Below are 18015 nucleotides of genomic sequence, written 5' to 3'. Positions count from 1 at the left end.
ATTTTATGCGCTTAAAAGTCATAATGAAATAACATTAAAATTAAGATATACTATAAGAAAAACTTATATAGAGGGTAGTGTATGAATACATCAGAATTTCAAATTTTATCTGTAATGGCAAAAGAAAAGAATATGAGAAAAGCTTCTGAGCGATTGTTTGTTTCCCAGCCGGCTTTGTCGCAGCGCTTACAATCCATCGAAAAAAATTGGAATACCAAAATATTTATCAGAACGCAAAAAGGATTACTGATTACACCTGCTGGTGAGAAAATTGTGGAATTTGCAGAAGAGGTATTGGCAAAAGAAGCAAAGGTAAGAGAAGAAATTACTTCACTGGATAAAGAAATCTACGGTACTTTAAAGATTGCTGTGGCTACCATCATAGGACAATATTGGCTTCCGAAAGTATTAAAAAGGTTTATTCAAAAGTATCCTAATGCCAAAGTCTCTCTTGTAACAGGGTGGAGCAGTGATATTGTAAAAAGTTTATATGAAGATGAAGTTCATCTGGGGATTATCCGTGGAAACCCGGAATGGAAAGGGGTAAAGAAACATCTCCTTAGAGACAAGCTTTACCTTGTGGATACAGAAATAAAAGAGCTTTCTGAACTGGAATTTACGGAACGACCTTTTATCCAATTTAAGAGTGATTCCACCTATTATCAAGAAATTCAAGTTTGGTGGCATAAAAAATTTCAGGCTCCACCAAAGCGGACAATTGTGGTAGATCAAATTGAGACCTGTAAACAGATGGCGTTGAATGGAATTGGCTATGCCATCTTGCCTTCCATCACATTACAGGATGATTATGATAACATCAAAAAGATACCGCTAGAAGAGGATGAAGTATCCAACCTTCACCGAGATACATGGTTAATTGGATATGAGTCCTCCTTTAAGTTAAAGCAGGTGGAAGCATTTCTAGAAGTATTAGAAGAATATCATCATGGAGGAAATTAAAGAACTTGTTGAGATAATATTGGATTATATTTAAAAGAAATAGTAATATAAAACTTTGAGATACTAGACTTAATTATAAGGTGGAGCACTTTTATGGAATGGAAAAATATTTTTCGCGGAATGTTAATGGGCATCAGTGATGTAATACCTGGTGTAAGTGGTGGAACGATTGCTTTTATTCTGGGGATTTACGACCGTCTAATTGAGTCGATAAGCGGAATTTTCAGCAGAGATTGGTTAAAACACCTTAAGTTTCTTATTCCTCTTGGTATCGGTATTGTAGGTGCACTTCTTATTTTCAGTCATCTACTCGATTACTTGTTACATACCTATCCGCAACCGACTATGTTCTTATTTTTAGGATTAATCATTGGAGTTCTGCCATTACTAGCCAAAGAATCTAATATGTTTCAAACATTTACAAAACGTCACTATCTGGCTCTGATTCTCTCATTTGTATTAGTTGGTTCTATGGCATTTTTACAAGAATCTACAAGACCTGTGATTGAAACACTTACTGTTGGTTCAGCAATCAGTCTATTCTTTGCTGGTTGGATTGCTAGTATGACGATGCTGCTGCCTGGTATCAGCGGCTCTATGGTATTATTGATTCTTGGCTTCTATACTACAGCTATTGCGGCACTGAAAGATATCAACATCCCAATTATTCTCACTATCGGTGCAGGAGTTGCTGTTGGTTTTATCATTTCCAGTAAACTAATCAAATACGTGTTGGAGCATTACCCGAAAATAACATTTGCCTCGGTCATTGGCCTTGTGATGGGGTCGACTTTAATTGTATTCCCGGGCTTTTCACAAAGCATGCTTACAAATGTAATCAGCATAATTACCTTTATCATTGGATTAATTGTAGTTCAATTCATCGCACGTACAAACGAAAAAATGGTTGCCAAAAGAGAGACTGAATAGGTCTCTTTTTTTCATAAGGATTAGAGTATATATAGTACTGTTGATTTCCGTTCCGGGCGCTTCGCTTGCCTGCGGGCGGTCCGTGAGCCTCCTCGGCTTGCGCCTGCGGGGTCTCACTTGTCCCTTCCTCCCGCGGGCGTCTCCGTGCCTTCCACTCCAATCAACAAGGTAATCTCATTCATCCAAGGTTAAAGGAAAAGAAACTAACCAGAATAGCTGAAAAAGTAGTAACCTTTAATACTTTTGAATCCTAACTGTGGATTGGAGCAAATCGCGGAGACTCCTCGAAAATGCTACGCATTTTCTTCGTGCGATGAATCGCTGCCGATGCCTTCCTTGTCCTGAGGGAGATAGCGCCAGGTGGAGACCCCACAGGCGAAGCCGAGGAGGCTCCAACAGTGCCCCTAGGAAAGCGAAGCCATTTGCGGAAAGAAACAGCGGCGTTAAACTAATGACTAAAGTTTTCACTTTTATAGAGCAGGGCTGTTTTGTCCGGATATTCTTTAGTTATCAAAAATGTATAATTTTTTTACTTGTCACACTTTTCTTTGTTTGATAGAGTAAAGGGATAAAGACTTATTGTTTTAGGAGGAATTACATAATGAAAATGATGGACGCAAACGAGATTATTTCTTTTATTCAAAACAGTACAAAATCCACACCTGTAAAGGTTTATGTGAAAGGTGATGTAGAAGGTATCAACTTTGGTGCTTCTTCAAAAACTTTCTTAAATGGCACAAGCGGAGTCGTATTCGGCGAGTGGGCTGAAATTGAAGTGGCTCTTAAAGAAAACGAAGCAAAAATTGAAGACTATGTGGTAGAAAACGATCGACGTAACTCTGCCATTCCTCTTCTTGATATGAAGGGTGTCAAAGCTCGTATCGAGCCAGGCGCAATCATCCGTGACCAAGTGGAAATCGGAGACAATGCTGTTATCATGATGGGTGCTTCCATTAATATTGGTTCCGTAGTTGGAGAAGGAACGATGATTGATATGAACGTAGTACTTGGTGGACGCGCAACAGTCGGAAAGAATTGTCACATCGGTGCAGGATCCGTTCTTGCGGGTGTAATTGAGCCGCCTTCTGCTAAGCCTGTTGTCATTGAAGATGACGTTGTTATTGGAGCAAATGCAGTAGTGCTAGAAGGTGTAACCGTTGGAAAAGGTGCAGTAGTTGCTGCAGGAGCCATTGTAATTGATGACGTGGCACCATACACAGTGGTTGCTGGAACACCTGCAAAGAAAATTAAAGATATTGATGAAAAAACGAAATCCAAAACGGAAATTAAACAAGAACTTCGTCAATTATAATAAAGAAGGAATGAAAAAGGCGTGGGTGCTTAACTCCACGTCTTTTTCTTAGAAAGAGAGGAATGGTCGTGTCGAATCTAATCAATCCCTTTATACAAATAAGAAGAGATCTACATCAAATTCCAGAAAAGGGATTCCAAGAAACAAAAACACAAGGATATTTGCTTCATTATATACAAAACCTCCCACAGGATCATATAGAAGTTAAAACATGGAAAACTGGGATTTTTGTAAGAGTACAAGGAACAAATCCGTCTAAAACAATTGGTTACAGAGCGGACATAGATGGCTTGCCAATCGGAGAAGAAACAGATTTATCCTTTCCTTCTCTACATGAGGGAATGATGCACGCATGCGGACATGATATGCATATGAGTATTGCCCTGGGAATCCTGACTCATTTCTCTCAGAATCCTGCATCTGATAACCTCCTGTTTATGTTTCAACCAGCAGAAGAGGGGCCAGGCGGTGCGTTGCCAATGATACAATCGGAAATCTTCAAGGCTTGGAAACCAGATATGATTGTAGCTCTCCATATCGCACCCGAATATCCAGTCGGTACCATTGCTACGAAACAGGGACTTCTTTTTGCTAATACATCCGAGCTTTTTATCGACTTAAAAGGCCGCGGAGGACATGCAGCATATCCTCACCAAACAAACGATATGGTGGTTGCCGCGTGTTCACTTGTTACACAATTACAGACAGTCATCGCTCGGAATGTTGATCCCCTCGACAGTGCCGTCATTACAGTTGGAAAAATAACTGGCGGCACCGTTCAAAACATCATTGCGGAGCGCGCCAGACTAGAAGGGACGATACGTACCCTGTCCGTTGAAAGTATGAAAAAAGTTAAAGAGCGAATTGAAGCTCTGGTTCATGGTGTGGAAGTGGGGTATAACTGCCAAACAACCATTGATTACGGAAGCATGTACCATCAGGTAGACAATGATCCATCTCTTACAGAAGAGTTTATGCAGTATGTATCAGAAAACACCAATGTTCGCGTAATAGAATGTAAGGAGGCGATGACCGGAGAAGATTATGGATACATGATTGAGAACATCCCTGGGTTTATGTTCTGGTTAGGAGCAGAATCCCCATATGGCCTTCATCATTCAAAATTGAATCCTAATGAAGATGCGATTGGTGTAGCTATTAGCACCATCATTTCTTATTTTAATTTTAAAGCAAACTGACATTTTTATTTTCCTCCTTGTATATTTTGGCGTTTGCAAGCCAAATTAACAAAGAGGAGGTGGATTACATATGCCAAAAATCGGTGTAGAACAATCCTTAACGGATGTTCAACAAGCGTTGCAACAAAAAGGATACGATGTTGTTCAATTAATGAATGAAAACGACGCAAAAGGTTGTGACTGCTGCGTTGTAACGGGAATCGACAATAATGTAATGGGTATCTCCAATAGTGTCACTGCTGGTTCTGTAATTGAAGCAAGCGGACTGACAGCTGATCAGATTTGCCAACAGGTGGAAAGCAGAATCAACCACTAAAAAAGAGCCGCGATGGCTCTTTTTTTGTTGTGGGGTGGGGATGGTTTAGTTAAGCGTGCACGGTGGAGGCGTTGGAGTTTTCGATGCTAAAAGGTGAAGAAAAGTGTACTTTTGATAGGAAATGCCTCTATTTTTGTTGAAAAAATTTGGTTCGGACATTTCTCAACTATCTTCGGACGTTTAATAAAGGAATTATGAAAGGGTTCGGTCAACTTTTACCTGGGGTTCGGACAAGGTTCGGTCATTTTTCGCAAAACTTTGGTCGAATTCGCAAAATCTTCGGTCAATTATGCCGGAACTTCGGTCAACTTTGCAAAAACTTTGGACATTTGGCATTTCCAGCCAGACAATAAGTAAACCAACTAACAAGACAAATACCTATCACGCACTCTCCATAACAATTCATCATCAGAACAAAAAGAAAGTCCAGAGTAACCACTCTAGACTTTCCCAAAAAACTATTCCTTCTTCTCAATATAAACTTGATGTGGAAACGGGATTTCAATGCCATTTGCATCAAGTGCTTCTTTAAGTGTTTTGCGTAGTTTACGCTCGACTGCCCATTGTTGCATGTTTTCCGTTTTTGCGATGATTCGGATGACAACATCTGAAGCTCCAAGACCTTGAACACCCACTACATTAGGGCCTTCAATAATTGTTTCATCTTCAGAAGCAACCTGTTCACATACACGCTGCATCACTTCGATTGCTTGGTCAATATTATCATCATAGGAGATGCCGATATCAACCAGTGCTCTCATGTTTCCGCGAGAATGGTTAGTTAAATTAGAGATCTCACGGTTTGGTACATAATGCAAAGAACCATCAAAGTCCCTAATTTTTGTTGTCCGTAGACCAACTTCCTCTACAATGCCTGAAAAGCCAGCAGTTGTAACATAATCATCTACATCCACTTGTTTTTCTAGTAAAAGGAAAAAGCCTGTTACAACGTCACTGACAATTCCTTGCGCCCCAAAACCAATAGCAAGACCTACAACCCCGGCCCCTGCTAAAATAGCGGTTGTTTCCACGGCAAATACATTTTCAAGAACCATTATGACAAGGAAAAAGATTAATGCATATGTAAAAATGTTAACTGTCAACTTTTCCAGTGTTTTTGCCCGCCCGGGTGATATTCCCTGTTTTTCTGAAGCTCTAGCAAATGCACGTGTAATAATTTTTGTCCCAATTGATTTTACAATTGCATATACGATAAGGATAACAATAAGTTTCAGAACAAGAATTCCTAGAGCAGTTAATATAGCGTAGAAATCAATGTCAGATAAGTCAAATACCATTTAAATAATACTCCCTTCTTATTAATTATATATGCCCTAATATGGCATTATAAAGTATTCGTTTGTGAAAACCAAATGATTTACAGAAAACGAATAGTATAAGCTTATTATTTTGTTCTCAAAGGAAAGAATGATAGTATTAGATGTGAGAAAAAATTCCCATTTATCATCACGGTTCATAAAGGGAATACCAACAAGGTGAAATTGGATCATGTAATATTTACATCTAATTCCTTATTTAAATTAATTATCATTTAATATTGACTAAAAATAAAGAGTGATTTATAATAGTTGATGTTGATTAAATAACTAAATGAGAATCTTTTATTAATATTCTCATTTGAAATTACAACTTGGAGGGATTTACAAATGGCAGAACGCATGGTAGGTAAACAAGCTCCACGTTTTGAAATGGACGCTGTATTACCAAACAAAGAATTTGGAAAAGTAAGCTTAGAAGAGAACATGAAAAACGATAAGTGGACAGTACTTTTCTTCTACCCAATGGATTTCACGTTCGTTTGCCCGACTGAAATCACTGCAATGTCTGATCGTTACGAAGAGTTCGAAGACTTAGATGCAGAAATCATTGGAGTATCCACTGATACTATCCACACTCACTTAGCATGGATCAATACTGATCGCAAAGACAATGGTCTTGGCGAATTAAGATATCCTTTAGCTGCTGACACAAACCACGTTGTATCTCGTGACTACGGCGTACTTATTGAAGACGAAGGTATCGCGCTACGTGGCTTATACATCATCAGCCCAGAAGGCGAACTTCAATACCAAACAGTATTCCATAACAACATCGGCCGTGATGTAGAAGAAACATTACGTGTTCTTCAAGCATTACAAACTGGTGGTCTTTGCCCAGCTAACTGGAAGCCTGGACAAGCTACATTATAATTTGATGCAACCTAGAATAAGGTCTAACGGTTTACGTTAGGCCTTTTCTTTGCACTACATAGAAATCTAATAGGAGGTTTTCAGCATGAAATTACGATCCCCAATGCCTGAGTTAACAGGTGCTACCGAATGGTTGAACGGTCAGGTAACAAAAGAAGAGCTAATTGGAGAGAAGCCAACGCTAATCCATTTCTGGTCTGTTAGCTGCCATTTATGTAAAGAAGCAATGCCGCAAGTAAATGAGTTTCGCGATAACTATAAGGACAAGTTGAATGTAATCGCTGTTCACATGCCCCGCTCTGAGGACGACTTGAACTTAGATTCCATTAAAAAAACGGCAAGTGAGCATGATATTACCCAGCCGATTTTTGTGGACAGTGAACATAAATTGACGGATGCATATGAAAATCAATATGTTCCTGCTTATTACGTATTTGATGCAGAAGGCAATCTTCGTCATTTCCAAGCTGGAGGCAGCGGAATGAAGATGCTAGAAAAACGTGTAAACCGCGTTTTAGGTGAGATGGAAAAATAGGATAATGAATTATAACAAAGGGTTGCCTTGACTGGCGATCCTTTTCTTTTTATGTGCAGGTGCTATTCGCATCTTCTCTTTCATATACTCTAAAGTTGTTCACTTATCTCCGACTAAAGATGTAGAAAACATCCGTCTTCATGACTCTTACCATGTCTTACGTAACCTAATAAAATAATAGTATAAATAATTTAAATTTTTCCAAAAAAGACTGGATAAATATTTCGAAACTCGATATATTAGATACTATCTTATATTTTCCAGCATGAGTTAACAAAGGGAGGGAATACATGTGGAGACTTTTAAGAAGCTTAAAGAGTTTTATTGGCCTTATCGCAAAAATTTCTATATTTCATTGATATTTTTGCTTTTAGTAACGGTCATCACTGTCATTTATCCTGTAATTTTACAGGTTACCATTGATGAAGTTATTGAAAAACGACAATTCGAATACGTACCATATATTGCGCTCGGATTCATTGGAATCATGGCCTTAAAGGGGTTATTTACGTATTTCAATCAATTTTTAGGGGACCTATTTGGAATACGTTCCGTGTATCGCTTAAGAAATGAGCTGTATGAAAAACTGCAATTCTTACCATTTCGTTATTATGATAATGCCAAAACTGGGGACTTAATGTCTAGGCTGACAGCGGATGTTGAGGGGTTCAGGTTTTTCCTATCATTCGGGTTTGCCGAATTGATTAGGTTTGTCCTGCTCGTGACTATAAGTCTAGGTTTGATGTTCTATTACTCGGTGGCCTTAACGTTTGTTACGCTTTTGGCTATGCCATTCCTTGCGTTTGTAACGTACCGCTTTGATAAAAGAGTTCACCCGGCATTCCGTGGGATTCGTAAATCATTCGGGAAATTGAATACGAATGTGCAAGAGAATATCAGTGGAATCAACACGGTAAAATCTTTATCACGTGAAGATTATCAAATTAATAAGTTCAATAATTCCAATGTGGACTACAAAGAAAAGTATATAACCACTTCTAATGTCTGGGCTAAGTTTTTCCCGCTGATGGAGTTCATCGGGAATGCCTGTGTGGTAGGTCTTCTTGGGTTCGGAGGTTATTTAGTAATTACAGGTCAATTATCAGAAGGAAAACTTGTGGCATTCTTCAGCTTGGTCTGGTATATTGTCTGGCCAATTGCCAACTTAGGCTTTGTCATCAATCAGTTCTCACAAGCAAAGGCTTCCGGTGAACGATTATTGGAGATCTTAGAAGCAGAAGAAGATATTCAAGATTCAACGGATGCAAAAGATGCACCAAACCTAAATGGGCATGTTACGTTTGATGATGTTACCTTCCGTTATCCAAATGAAGATAAAACGGCGCTTGAGAATGTTTCCTTTGATGCGCCTCCTGGTAAGCAGATTGGATTGATCGGCGCGACAGGTTCAGGGAAAACAAGTATCACTCAACTAATCACAAGATTTTATGAGCCACAGTCTGGCCGTATTTTAATTGATGGAGAAGAAGTAAATAAATACTCGTTGTATTCACTGAGAAATCAAATTGGATTTGTTTTGCAGGAGTCCTTTTTATTTTCTTCCACTATTAAGTCAAATATCGCTTACGGCCGACCTAATGCTTCCACGGAAGAAATTGTTCGAGCTGCTAAGATGGCACAGGCGCATGAGTTTATCATGGAACTTCCTGACGGCTACGACACAATGCTTGGAGAGCGTGGAATGGGACTTTCTGGCGGTCAGAAACAACGTATCGCCATCGCTCGTGCATTGATTCTAGATCCAAGTATTTTAGTGTTGGATGACGCAACAAGTGCAGTGGATATGCAGACAGAGTTTAATATTCAAAGAGAATTAAAGGCCGCTTTGGCGGGCAGAACAACTTTCATCATCGCCCACCGTATTTCCTCACTTAAACATGCCGATGAGATTCTCGTGTTAGAAGAAGGAAAAGTAGTGGAGCGCGGTACACATGACGAGCTTGTCCAAAAGAATGGGGCATATCGAAGAATTTATGACATCCAGTACAAGGACCAAAAAACGGTTTTGGAAGCTCAGACTAACTGAAGGCAGGTGAAACAGGATGCGCAAAAAACAGAAAATCGAACTGAGCGATAATGTGAAAAAGAGATTCTACTATTCTACTGATAATGCAATTGAAAAGCCTTTTAACTGGCAACAGATGTGGCGACTGTTTTCTTATATGAAACCTTATTCGAAAACGTTGCTCCCATTGGCTGTTATTACAATGTTAATTGCAACAGCTGTAAGGTTAGCAATTCCAATCATCATTGGTAAATACTTATATGATGTTGCCATAAAACAAAAAGACATGGATATGCTTGTCCAACTAGCAGTGATTGTTTCCGTGTTATATCTCATATCTTATGTGGCGAACGCATTGAGAATCCGATGGATGAATATGCTCGGTCAAAACGTTATTTATGATTTAAGAAAACATTTATTCACACATGTTCAAGGACTTTCCCATCGCTTTTTCGATCAACGTTCCGCTGGGTCCATCCTTGTTCGGATCATGAATGATATTAATTCCTTGCAAGAATTGTTCACAAACGGCGTTATCAATTTGCTTATGGACTTTATTTTACTAATTGGTATCGTAGTGATTCTATTTACACTTAGTCCTGAATTGGCTACAGCAATATTAATTATTCTGCCGATCATGTTCTTCATCTCCACAAGCTTGCGTAGGAAAATTAGGAGGGCGTGGCAGGATGTCCGTATCAAGCAAGCGATGCTTAACTCTCATCTAAATGAAAGTATACAAGGGGTTCGTGTTACACAATCCTTCACGCAAGAAAGAGAAAACATGGGGTTCTTTGACCGTATTAATACGGAAAACTTTGAGTCTTGGAAAAATGCAACGAGACAGAATGCCATTTTCCGTCCGTTCGTTGAAATGACAAATGCAGTTGGAACCGCCATCCTTATTTGGTACGGAGCCTATTTGATTCAGCAAAGTTTAACAGGCGGCACAAGTACGTTAACTGTCGGTGTATTCATTTCCTTTGCTTTTTACTTAGGGATGTTCTGGGAACCGATCTCAAGATTAGGTCAGCTATATAACATGCTGCTTGTGGGGATGGCTTCTTCTGAACGTATTTTTGAATTCCTCGATGAAAAACCAATTGTGGATGAGAAAGACAACGCCGTCCAGTTGGATACCATTAACGGAGAGATAGAATTTAAGAATGTGGAATTCTCCTATGACAGTAAACGTACCGCTTTGAATCGCATTTCATTGAAAATGGAAGCAGGCCAAACGGTGGCATTGGTTGGTCATACGGGATCTGGGAAAACAACGATCGCCAACTTGATTTCACGTTTCTATGATGCAACTGGTGGAGAAGTGAAGATTGACGGACATAACATTCGTGACATCTCTCTTCAAAGCCTGCGCTCCCAAATCAGTGTAGTATTGCAGGATACCTTTATTTTCTCTGGAACCATCAATGATAATATCCGCTTTGGCAGACCTACTGCCACTGATGAAGAAGTAAGGGCCGCTGCTGAGGCAGTTGGCGCGAATGAATTTATCGAGCGTCTGAAAAATGGATATGAAACAGAAGTAGAGGAGAGAGGAAATGTCCTGTCAGTCGGGGAAAGACAATTAATTTCCTTCGCACGTGCTTTGTTAGCGGATCCAAGCATCATCATTTTAGATGAAGCGACAGCTAGTATTGATACGGAAACGGAAGTGAAGATCCAGACGGCCCTTAAACAGCTTTTGAAAGGCCGTACCGCTATTATTATTGCTCACCGTCTCTCTACTATTCGAGAAGCAGATAACATCATTGTTCTTGATCATGGGAATATCATGGAGCAGGGTAATCATGATAAGCTGATGAAGCACGGTGGCATCTATTATCACCTAGTTAAAGCGCAGTTTACGATGCAGGATGTGAGCTGAGAAGAAGAAAAGACATCGGTTTTAGGGCCGATGTCTTTTTTGTGTACGAAATTACTTAATGCTGGATGTCGGAATAAACACAAAGCGAATTTATCAAAAAACGGGGGGAATTATACAAAAAAGTGGTTGAATTTGCTCAAAAAACCTATCCAATTTAACAAACAACAAGTTCAATTTATAAAGAATCCATATATTTCCACAAAACAAACCTCTTCAGAGGAAAAATATGTAATAGAGATTACCTTATCGGAAAAAAACTCCAACTAGTGCCCATTCGCATACGCCATGTGATCAACGGTACTCAAGCTTTTCACTAATATAACAGGCAATCAAAAAAATAGGGCAAACAACAGCGATTAGAACGACAATATTAACATCCATTCACTCATTCTCCTTTCTGTTGAGCTGATAACTCGTTTAATCTCTCTAACGCATCCTCTTTTTCAAAAGAGCTGTACCACCGGAAATCCTTTTCATCAAGAATTCTATAATGCTGACTGATGACATTTTGCTGAAGGCGAAATGCCCCTTGCATTTTTATTTCTTTCCACCATACTTTTCCGCCCATAGTCTTATCCTTCGCTGCATCTATTTTCTCGTGTGCTATCGTTTCGATAACTTCTAATGGATCAGCACCCAGAACGGAGGATAATACTTGGCTTTCACGGAATAAGGCACATGTAGCTGCGCAAACGGTCCAGCCGGCTGTGGTTCGGCCTTTTTCAATTTGTACCAGGGTCTTCTTGGAGATCCCCAACACTTCCGCCATCCTGTCTTGTGTGTAGTTATATTCGGTTCGGATGAGCTTAAGTTTATTTGATATTAAAGAGATAGCTTCGTCTTGATTCATCATAGGGTGACAAATGCTCCTTTTTTATAATATATGTGTAATTTTACACTTTATTAAGAGGGAGTACAATAATTTTCTGAAAACTTTTCTTGTAGAAAATCATATTCAACATAAGAAAAGGTAGGATTATGGTACAATAGTATTTATATATTTCAGAGTAAATGGGGGAAACAAGGTTGAAAAGAAAAGAGTTTGCCGTTATTGGATTAGGTCGTTTTGGGGGAAGTATGGTACAGGCCTTGAGTGACGAGGGAGTAGAGGTCCTTGCGATTGATAATGACGAAGAGAAAGTAAACCAGTTTGCTAATATAGCATCACATGCAGTGGTTGGCGATACGACGGATGAGGCGGTCCTTAAGAGTATCGGAATCCGTAACTTTGACCATGTAATTGTTGCAATTGGGGACAATATTCAAGCGAGTATCTTAACAACTTTGATTTTGAAAGAACTGGGAGTTAAACATATTACGGTCAAGGCAACTAATGATTATCATGAAAAAGTATTAAGCCGCATTGGAGCAGATCAGGTTGTTCATCCGGAGCGTGATATGGGAAGACGTATTGCCCATAATATTGTGTCAAATAACGTTCTGGATTATCTGGAGCTTTCTGATGAGCATAGTATCGTAGAGATCGTGGCTAGTAGACGTTTGGATGGAAACACGCTGATTGATTTGGATATTCGTGCTAAATACGGAATTAACATAGTTGCAATCAAGCGGGGGAGGGATATCATTGTCTCGCCTCAGGCCACTGATCCTATTAAACAAGGGGATATTCTGATTGTAATTGGAGCAGATACGGATATTACGCGTTTTGAAAAGAATGTGGTGGAAGATTAAGATTAGTGTGGACCAGTGAGGGGAGGAGCTCTTGCTGGTATTTTTTATTGTTTGATATTCCAGAATGTATTTCGATTTCCGAATTGTTACAATAACTCGGAAAAAAGTCACAATACCTTTCGAAAAAGTCACAATAACCAAGTGAAAAGTTACAATGGTCCACTGAAAAGTTACAATCACCTCAACTGTTCCGCAAAAACGCACAATCAGTTTTAAGTGGACTGTAAAATTAGCCCCATCCCGTCGATGAATGATAAAATACAACAAAAAAACTCCCCCAGTCCACAAAAGTCTGGGGGAGTTCAAACTGTTTCACCGTGACATCAAACTTCCATAATAATAGGAAGAATCATAGGACGGCGTTTTGTTTTCTCGTATAAGAACGGAGCAAGCGTGTCCGTAATTTCATTCTTAATTTCAGACCATTGTGTTGTACGGCGTTCCATAATCTTATTCAGATGCTTAGAAATTAAAGATTGCGCGTCATTGATTAAGTCACCGGACTCTCTCATGTACACAAATCCGCGTGAGATGATGTCTGGACCAGAAGCGATGCGGAAATCCTTCATGTTAATACTTACTACTACAACCACTAGACCTTCTTCAGAAAGGATGCGGCGGTCACGAAGAACGATGTTTCCGATATCACCAATACCATTTCCGTCAATGTAAACATTACCGGATGGTATTTTACCTGCTACAGAAGCTTCATCCTCGCTAAGTGCTAGAACTTCACCGTTGTCCATGATAAAGCAATTCTCTTCAGGTACTCCACAATCAATCGCAAGCTGTTTATGCGTAATCTGCATGCGGTATTCACCATGAATTGGCATAAAATATTTTGGCTTGATCAAGCGAAGCATTAGCTTTTGTTCTTGCTGTCCACCATGACCGGAAGTATGGATGTCACTTAATGAACCGTGGATGACATCAGCTCCTGCGCGGAATAACATGTTGATGGTACGGTTTACACTTAGTGTGTTTCCTGGGATTGGGGAAGAAGAAAATACAACCGTGTCTCCAGGAATGATCTGAATCTGGCGGTGGGTTCCGTTGGCAATTCTGGAAAGAGCGGCCATAGGTTCACCTTGGCTTCCGGTACAAAGGATAGTGACTTTGTTTGCCGGCATGCGGTTAATTTGGTTCGTTTCGATAAATGTATCTTTAGGTGCTTGGATATAACCAAGTTCCTGACCGATATTGATTGCTGCTTCCATACTGCGTCCGAAGACTGCGACTTTTCTGCCGTGAGCTACAGCAGCTTCCACTACTTGTTGCAGACGGTGAATGTTGGATGCGAATGTAGCGAAAATCACACGACCATCTACTTTGCGGAAGATGTCTTGGATGCTTTCTCCTACACGGCGTTCTGACATGGTGAAGTCAGGAATTTCACTGTTTGTGCTGTCAGATAAGAGGCATAGGACGCCTTCTTTTCCAATTTCGGCCATTTTTGTTAAGTTTGCAGGTTCTCCAACTGGAGTAAAGTCAAACTTAAAGTCACCAGTGTGAACAATATTCCCTTGAGGTGTTTTGACAACAACACCGTAAGAATCTGGGATACTGTGAGTGGTGCGGAAGAATGTCACCGAAGTTTTACGGAACTTGATGATGTCATCTTCCTGGATTTCAATTAGTTTTGCTTTACGCAAAAGACCATGTTCTTCTAATTTGTTTTTGATTAAGCCAAGTGCAAGCTTGCCGCCATATACTGGAATGTCTACTTCGCGAAGAAGGTAAGGAATTCCCCCAATGTGGTCTTCGTGGCCGTGAGTAACGAAAAGGCCTTTAATTTTTTCTTGGTTTTTTACTAAATACGTATAATCTGGAATAACATAATCGATTCCTAGTAGTTCGTCTTCAGGAAATTTAATTCCGGCATCAATTAAGATGATTTCATCTTGAAATTGGACAGCATAGGTGTTTTTCCCGATCTCACCCAGCCCGCCTAAAGCGAAGACCGCTGCTTGATTGTTTTTAACAAATTTCATTGTCTATCATATCTCCAATACTTTAAAGTTTTCTGATTGCTTTTCATACTCATAGAAATCCCCGGATACAGGCTGGATAAATTCTATGTTATATGGCTTGTCCTTTAATTTTCTGCGGACTTCGAATACTGCAGATGCTTCCACATAAAGAGATTCCGTTTTTTCTCTAACAGGTGCTTCAGCTACATCTTCTTGATAATACACTTTAAATAACATTGCTATCTCTCCTTAAAAAAAATCTGTCTGGTCCTTCGCCTCTCCTTAGGCAGTAAGGGAAAGAACCAAGATATATAGTTATTTTATGTAAGGGAAAAAGGCGGAAGTGTCCGTCGACCCACAATCTTGCGTCAAGCTCCAATGCTTTTTTTCCTTACAAAAAGACAACGCGAGTTTTAATAATGCTTCCTAGTAATATCCTTATAGCATAACCGGTCATTGGCTAAAAAGCCATTATTACCCTATATTATATACGATACATCATGAAATTTCATGTTTTTCCCGAAAAGAAGTGCTTTTCTATTTTCTCCAAATAAAAGGGATTAGAAACAAAGGGAGAACAAGTTCATGGATAAATAATATGTAAGAGTCCTCCAGTGAAGGAGGACTCATTAAAGGCAGGGACTAGGCAATTGTTTTTCGTTTAAGAATGTTGTTCATTCTACGCAGTATTTTTTTTCTAAGCCTTCTTAGCATAAGCGTTTCACTCCTTGTACTTTAGGTACGATCTGTTTGTTAGTAGTTAATATGCGTCAAACAGAGTAAATAGTTGCTGGTAAATATACGAAATTTCAGTACATGGGGAAATGGCTTTCACAACAAACAATATACGTAGAATTTAGTATGGTTAACCTCAGAGTAACATATAAATGGTCTATTGGGAATAAGGCCTTTAGTCGACTTACGTTACAATCGAAGCAAAGGATAAATTTTCATTGACAGTAAACGTTTTCTTCGTGTAGGTTAAAATAAATATTTATTTCGTTACCCTAAAATTAAGGTGGTAAGTTGGATGAAGCGACTGTATGCAGCATTATTTACGTTAAGTTTGATTTGGGGCATGTCTTTTCTATTTATAAAATTGCTTGTAGTGGATTTGGGTGTTTGGGGTGTTGTTTTTTGGAGATGCATGTTTGGGGCGGGAACGCTTTTGATTTTGCTTCTTATTCAGAATAAATTAAAACTATTGCGTAACCTCCCAATAGTGCCCATTATTTTTATTGCACTTTTAAATAATGCTCTTCCTTGGGGACTTATTGCTGTTAGTGAAACATCTATAAGTAGCAGTCTGGCATCGGTTGTAAATGCTACGACCCCAATTTGGACGATTTTGATCGGCTTTTCCATTTTTTCTAGCAAAATGGAAAAAATGCAATGGATAGGTGTAAGCGTAGGTTTTATGGGAATTGTTGTTTTATTGGAGTTAAATATTCTTCAATTGTTTCATGATAATCTTCTGGGAGTAGGAACGATGTTGGGTGCTACCATTTGCTATGGTTTTGGTGCACACCTTAGCAAGAAACATTTGAAAAACACACCTATAACGGTTATTTCATTTAGTACGCTAGCAGTCGCTGGGATCTTATCGGGGATTATGATGGCATTACTGCAACCATCCGGTTTCCTAGCAATAGGAAGCACTTCTATTATCATATCTTTGGTCGGGTTAGGGGTTTTCGGATCAGGTGTAGCATATCTTCTATATTATTACATGGTAAAGGAAGGTAGTGCAGAGTTTGCATCCCTTGTCACGTATATCGTCCCGATAACAGCCATGTTATGGGGTAGCCTATTATTAGGTGAAAAAATAACCCCTCATATGCTTTTTGGTTTGATTCTCATCTTTAGTGGTGTATATTTATCATCGTATAAAACGAAAGCTAAAAAACAAAAAGTGATAAAAAATGTCACAGTCTAAAGAAGTAAGGTGATATAAATGGAAAAGAAAATAGTGTTTTTTGATATAGACGGAACTTTGCTGAACCATCAAAAAGAATTACCTGCCTCTACAAAGCAGGCGATAAAAGAACTGAAGGAACAAGGAGTTTATGTAGCAATTGCAACAGGAAGGGCTCCGTTCATGTTTGAAGATTTACGCAAGGAATTGGAGATAGATACCTTTGTGAGCTTTAACGGCCAGTATGTTGTTTTTGAAGGAGAGGTAATTTACAAGAACCCTTTAAATGCAGAAAAATTGCATTTGCTTCGTGAGTATTCCGAGAAAGTGTCACATCCACTGGTGTATTTGAATCATGAAACAATGAAGGCAAATGTAGAAAATCATCCATTTATAAATGCAAGCATGGGAAGCTTAAAATTTGTTCATCCCGAATTTGGCCCAAGCTTCCTTGATGAAACGGAAATCTATCAGGCATTATTGTTCATAGAAGATGAGCATCAAAAAAGTTATGTGGATACTTATAAGGATTTTGATTTCATCCGCTGGCATCAATACTCCACAGACATCCTCCCAAAAGGCGGGTCAAAAGCAATCGGGATTCAGAAGATGCTGGAGAGATTGCCGTTTAAAAAAGAAAATGTCTATGCTTTTGGTGATGGATTAAATGATGTCGAGATGATTGATTTTGTAGGAACAGGGGTAGCGATGGGAAATGCGCATCCTGAATTAGTGAAAGTAGCAAACCATGTTACGAAAGATGTTGGGGAAGACGGAATTCTTCACGGACTCGAGCTAGTTGGCTTACTCAAACAAAAAATACGTTAACAAAAAGATGCAAGCCTGATCAACGTATGATCAGGCTTGCATTATTTCTTAAAAAAGGTATAAAAACGGTTAATTCCCGTTCCAAGCGCTTGGCTTTCCTGCGGGCGGTCCGTGAGCCTTCTCGGCTTGCAACCTGTAGGGTCTCACCTGTCCCTTCCTCCCGCGGGCATCTACGCGCCTTCCACTGCAATCAACAAAGTTACTTCATTCACCTTGACGTTATGAAAGGGATCTAAC

At 39.4% G+C, this 18015-nt stretch carries 16 protein-coding genes; 12 read left to right on the top strand and 4 right to left on the bottom strand.

Annotated features, from left to right (window positions below; translation table 11 throughout):
* Positions 1 to 81 precede the first annotated feature (81 nt).
* From FZC76_RS02490 to FZC76_RS02465, 5 genes are all read left to right on the top strand, one after another.
* On the top strand, positions 82 to 960 hold the full coding sequence (locus tag FZC76_RS02490) for a LysR family transcriptional regulator (RefSeq protein WP_148986687.1): 879 nt from the start codon (positions 82 to 84) through the stop codon (positions 958 to 960).
* Positions 961 to 1053: 93 nt separating this feature from the next.
* Entirely contained in the window at positions 1054 to 1890 is an 837-nt protein-coding gene (locus tag FZC76_RS02485) for a DUF368 domain-containing protein (protein ID WP_148986686.1), read from the top strand.
* Positions 1891 to 2491: 601 nt separating this feature from the next.
* The gene (gene dapD / locus FZC76_RS02475; RefSeq protein WP_148986684.1) at positions 2492 to 3202 is read left to right on the top strand and encodes a 2,3,4,5-tetrahydropyridine-2,6-dicarboxylate N-acetyltransferase; all 711 of its coding nucleotides are present in this window, start codon (positions 2492 to 2494) and stop codon (positions 3200 to 3202) included.
* 68 nt (positions 3203 to 3270) lie between these two features.
* Positions 3271 to 4401 (top strand): N-acetyldiaminopimelate deacetylase, encoded by a 1131-nt coding sequence (locus FZC76_RS02470; RefSeq protein ID WP_262372353.1) that lies wholly within the window; start codon positions 3271 to 3273, stop codon positions 4399 to 4401.
* A gap of 70 nt (positions 4402 to 4471) precedes the next feature.
* Positions 4472 to 4717 carry a YkuS family protein gene (locus FZC76_RS02465; protein WP_148986682.1) on the top strand — a complete coding sequence of 82 codons (246 nt, stop codon included), beginning with the start codon at positions 4472 to 4474 and terminating at the stop codon, positions 4715 to 4717.
* Between the two features lie 458 nt (positions 4718 to 5175).
* Here FZC76_RS02465 and FZC76_RS02460 read toward each other — a convergent pair whose 3' ends face one another.
* A complete protein-coding gene (locus FZC76_RS02460; RefSeq protein WP_148986681.1) occupies positions 5176 to 6015 on the bottom strand; it encodes a mechanosensitive ion channel family protein in 840 nt (279 codons plus the stop codon).
* A gap of 369 nt (positions 6016 to 6384) precedes the next feature.
* On the opposite strand from FZC76_RS02460, the gene FZC76_RS02455 reads away from it, so the two are divergent.
* The 4 genes from FZC76_RS02455 to FZC76_RS02440 all read left to right on the top strand — a co-directional run bounded on the left by FZC76_RS02455 (position 6385) and on the right by FZC76_RS02440 (position 11373).
* On the top strand, positions 6385 to 6927 hold the full coding sequence (locus FZC76_RS02455; protein ID WP_010192747.1) for a peroxiredoxin: 543 nt from the start codon (positions 6385 to 6387) through the stop codon (positions 6925 to 6927).
* Positions 6928 to 7012: 85 nt separating this feature from the next.
* Positions 7013 to 7462: a redoxin domain-containing protein gene (locus FZC76_RS02450; RefSeq protein WP_148986680.1), complete on the top strand. Its 450-nt coding sequence runs from the start codon at positions 7013 to 7015 to the stop codon at positions 7460 to 7462.
* Between the two features lie 292 nt (positions 7463 to 7754).
* Positions 7755 to 9509 carry an ABC transporter ATP-binding protein gene (locus tag FZC76_RS02445; protein ID WP_148986679.1) on the top strand — a complete coding sequence of 585 codons (1755 nt, stop codon included), beginning with the start codon at positions 7755 to 7757 and terminating at the stop codon, positions 9507 to 9509.
* Positions 9510 to 9525: 16 nt separating this feature from the next.
* Positions 9526 to 11373 (top strand): ABC transporter ATP-binding protein, encoded by a 1848-nt coding sequence (locus FZC76_RS02440; RefSeq protein WP_148986678.1) that lies wholly within the window; start codon positions 9526 to 9528, stop codon positions 11371 to 11373.
* Between the two features lie 385 nt (positions 11374 to 11758).
* Here the strand turns inward: FZC76_RS02440 and FZC76_RS02435 are convergent, their stop codons facing one another.
* The gene (locus tag FZC76_RS02435; RefSeq protein ID WP_148986978.1) at positions 11759 to 12223 is read right to left on the bottom strand and encodes a helix-turn-helix transcriptional regulator; all 465 of its coding nucleotides are present in this window, start codon (positions 12221 to 12223) and stop codon (positions 11759 to 11761) included.
* Positions 12224 to 12399: 176 nt separating this feature from the next.
* On the opposite strand from FZC76_RS02435, the gene FZC76_RS02430 reads away from it, so the two are divergent.
* Positions 12400 to 13065 carry a potassium channel family protein gene (locus tag FZC76_RS02430; RefSeq protein WP_277351312.1) on the top strand — a complete coding sequence of 222 codons (666 nt, stop codon included), beginning with the start codon at positions 12400 to 12402 and terminating at the stop codon, positions 13063 to 13065.
* A gap of 323 nt (positions 13066 to 13388) precedes the next feature.
* Here the strand turns inward: FZC76_RS02430 and rnjA are convergent, their stop codons facing one another.
* Both rnjA and FZC76_RS02420 read right to left on the bottom strand, forming a co-directional pair.
* Complete coding sequence (gene rnjA, locus FZC76_RS02425; RefSeq protein WP_010192757.1) at positions 13389 to 15056, bottom strand: ribonuclease J1; 1668 nt, start codon at positions 15054 to 15056, stop codon at positions 13389 to 13391.
* A gap of 6 nt (positions 15057 to 15062) precedes the next feature.
* Positions 15063 to 15272 (bottom strand): DNA-dependent RNA polymerase subunit epsilon, encoded by a 210-nt coding sequence (locus FZC76_RS02420; RefSeq protein WP_148986676.1) that lies wholly within the window; start codon positions 15270 to 15272, stop codon positions 15063 to 15065.
* Between the two features lie 793 nt (positions 15273 to 16065).
* Here FZC76_RS02420 and FZC76_RS02415 point away from each other — a divergent pair.
* Positions 16066 to 16971 (top strand): DMT family transporter, encoded by a 906-nt coding sequence (locus FZC76_RS02415; protein ID WP_148986675.1) that lies wholly within the window; start codon positions 16066 to 16068, stop codon positions 16969 to 16971.
* 18 nt (positions 16972 to 16989) lie between these two features.
* Positions 16990 to 17778, top strand: coding sequence for a Cof-type HAD-IIB family hydrolase (locus tag FZC76_RS02410; RefSeq protein WP_148986674.1), 789 nt, complete (start codon positions 16990 to 16992; stop codon positions 17776 to 17778).
* Positions 17779 to 18015: the final 237 nt, after the last annotated feature.

Origin of the sequence: Sutcliffiella horikoshii, from assembly GCF_008180725.1 — a bacterium.
Lineage (GTDB): Bacteria > Bacillota > Bacilli > Bacillales > Bacillaceae_I > Sutcliffiella_A > Sutcliffiella_A horikoshii_B.
The sequence above is the reverse complement of the archived record's forward strand: the minus strand, read 5'-3'. Positions and strand labels throughout refer to the sequence as shown.

Coding starts and splice junctions, on each gene's coding strand:
- FZC76_RS02450 (WP_148986680.1), top strand. CDS start 7,013: ATGAAATTACGATCCCCAATGCCTGAGTTAACAGGTGCTACCGAATGG.
- FZC76_RS02485 (WP_148986686.1), top strand. CDS start 1,054: ATGGAATGGAAAAATATTTTTCGCGGAATGTTAATGGGCATCAGTGAT.
- FZC76_RS02465 (WP_148986682.1), top strand. CDS start 4,472: ATGCCAAAAATCGGTGTAGAACAATCCTTAACGGATGTTCAACAAGCG.
- FZC76_RS02455 (WP_010192747.1), top strand. CDS start 6,385: ATGGCAGAACGCATGGTAGGTAAACAAGCTCCACGTTTTGAAATGGAC.
- FZC76_RS02490 (WP_148986687.1), top strand. CDS start 82: ATGAATACATCAGAATTTCAAATTTTATCTGTAATGGCAAAAGAAAAG.
- rnjA (WP_010192757.1), bottom strand. CDS start 15,056: ATGAAATTTGTTAAAAACAATCAAGCAGCGGTCTTCGCTTTAGGCGGG.
- FZC76_RS02435 (WP_148986978.1), bottom strand. CDS start 12,223: ATGAATCAAGACGAAGCTATCTCTTTAATATCAAATAAACTTAAGCTC.
- dapD (WP_148986684.1), top strand. CDS start 2,492: ATGAAAATGATGGACGCAAACGAGATTATTTCTTTTATTCAAAACAGT.
- FZC76_RS02460 (WP_148986681.1), bottom strand. CDS start 6,015: ATGGTATTTGACTTATCTGACATTGATTTCTACGCTATATTAACTGCT.
- FZC76_RS02415 (WP_148986675.1), top strand. CDS start 16,066: ATGAAGCGACTGTATGCAGCATTATTTACGTTAAGTTTGATTTGGGGC.
- FZC76_RS02440 (WP_148986678.1), top strand. CDS start 9,526: ATGCGCAAAAAACAGAAAATCGAACTGAGCGATAATGTGAAAAAGAGA.
- FZC76_RS02420 (WP_148986676.1), bottom strand. CDS start 15,272: ATGTTATTTAAAGTGTATTATCAAGAAGATGTAGCTGAAGCACCTGTT.
- FZC76_RS02410 (WP_148986674.1), top strand. CDS start 16,990: ATGGAAAAGAAAATAGTGTTTTTTGATATAGACGGAACTTTGCTGAAC.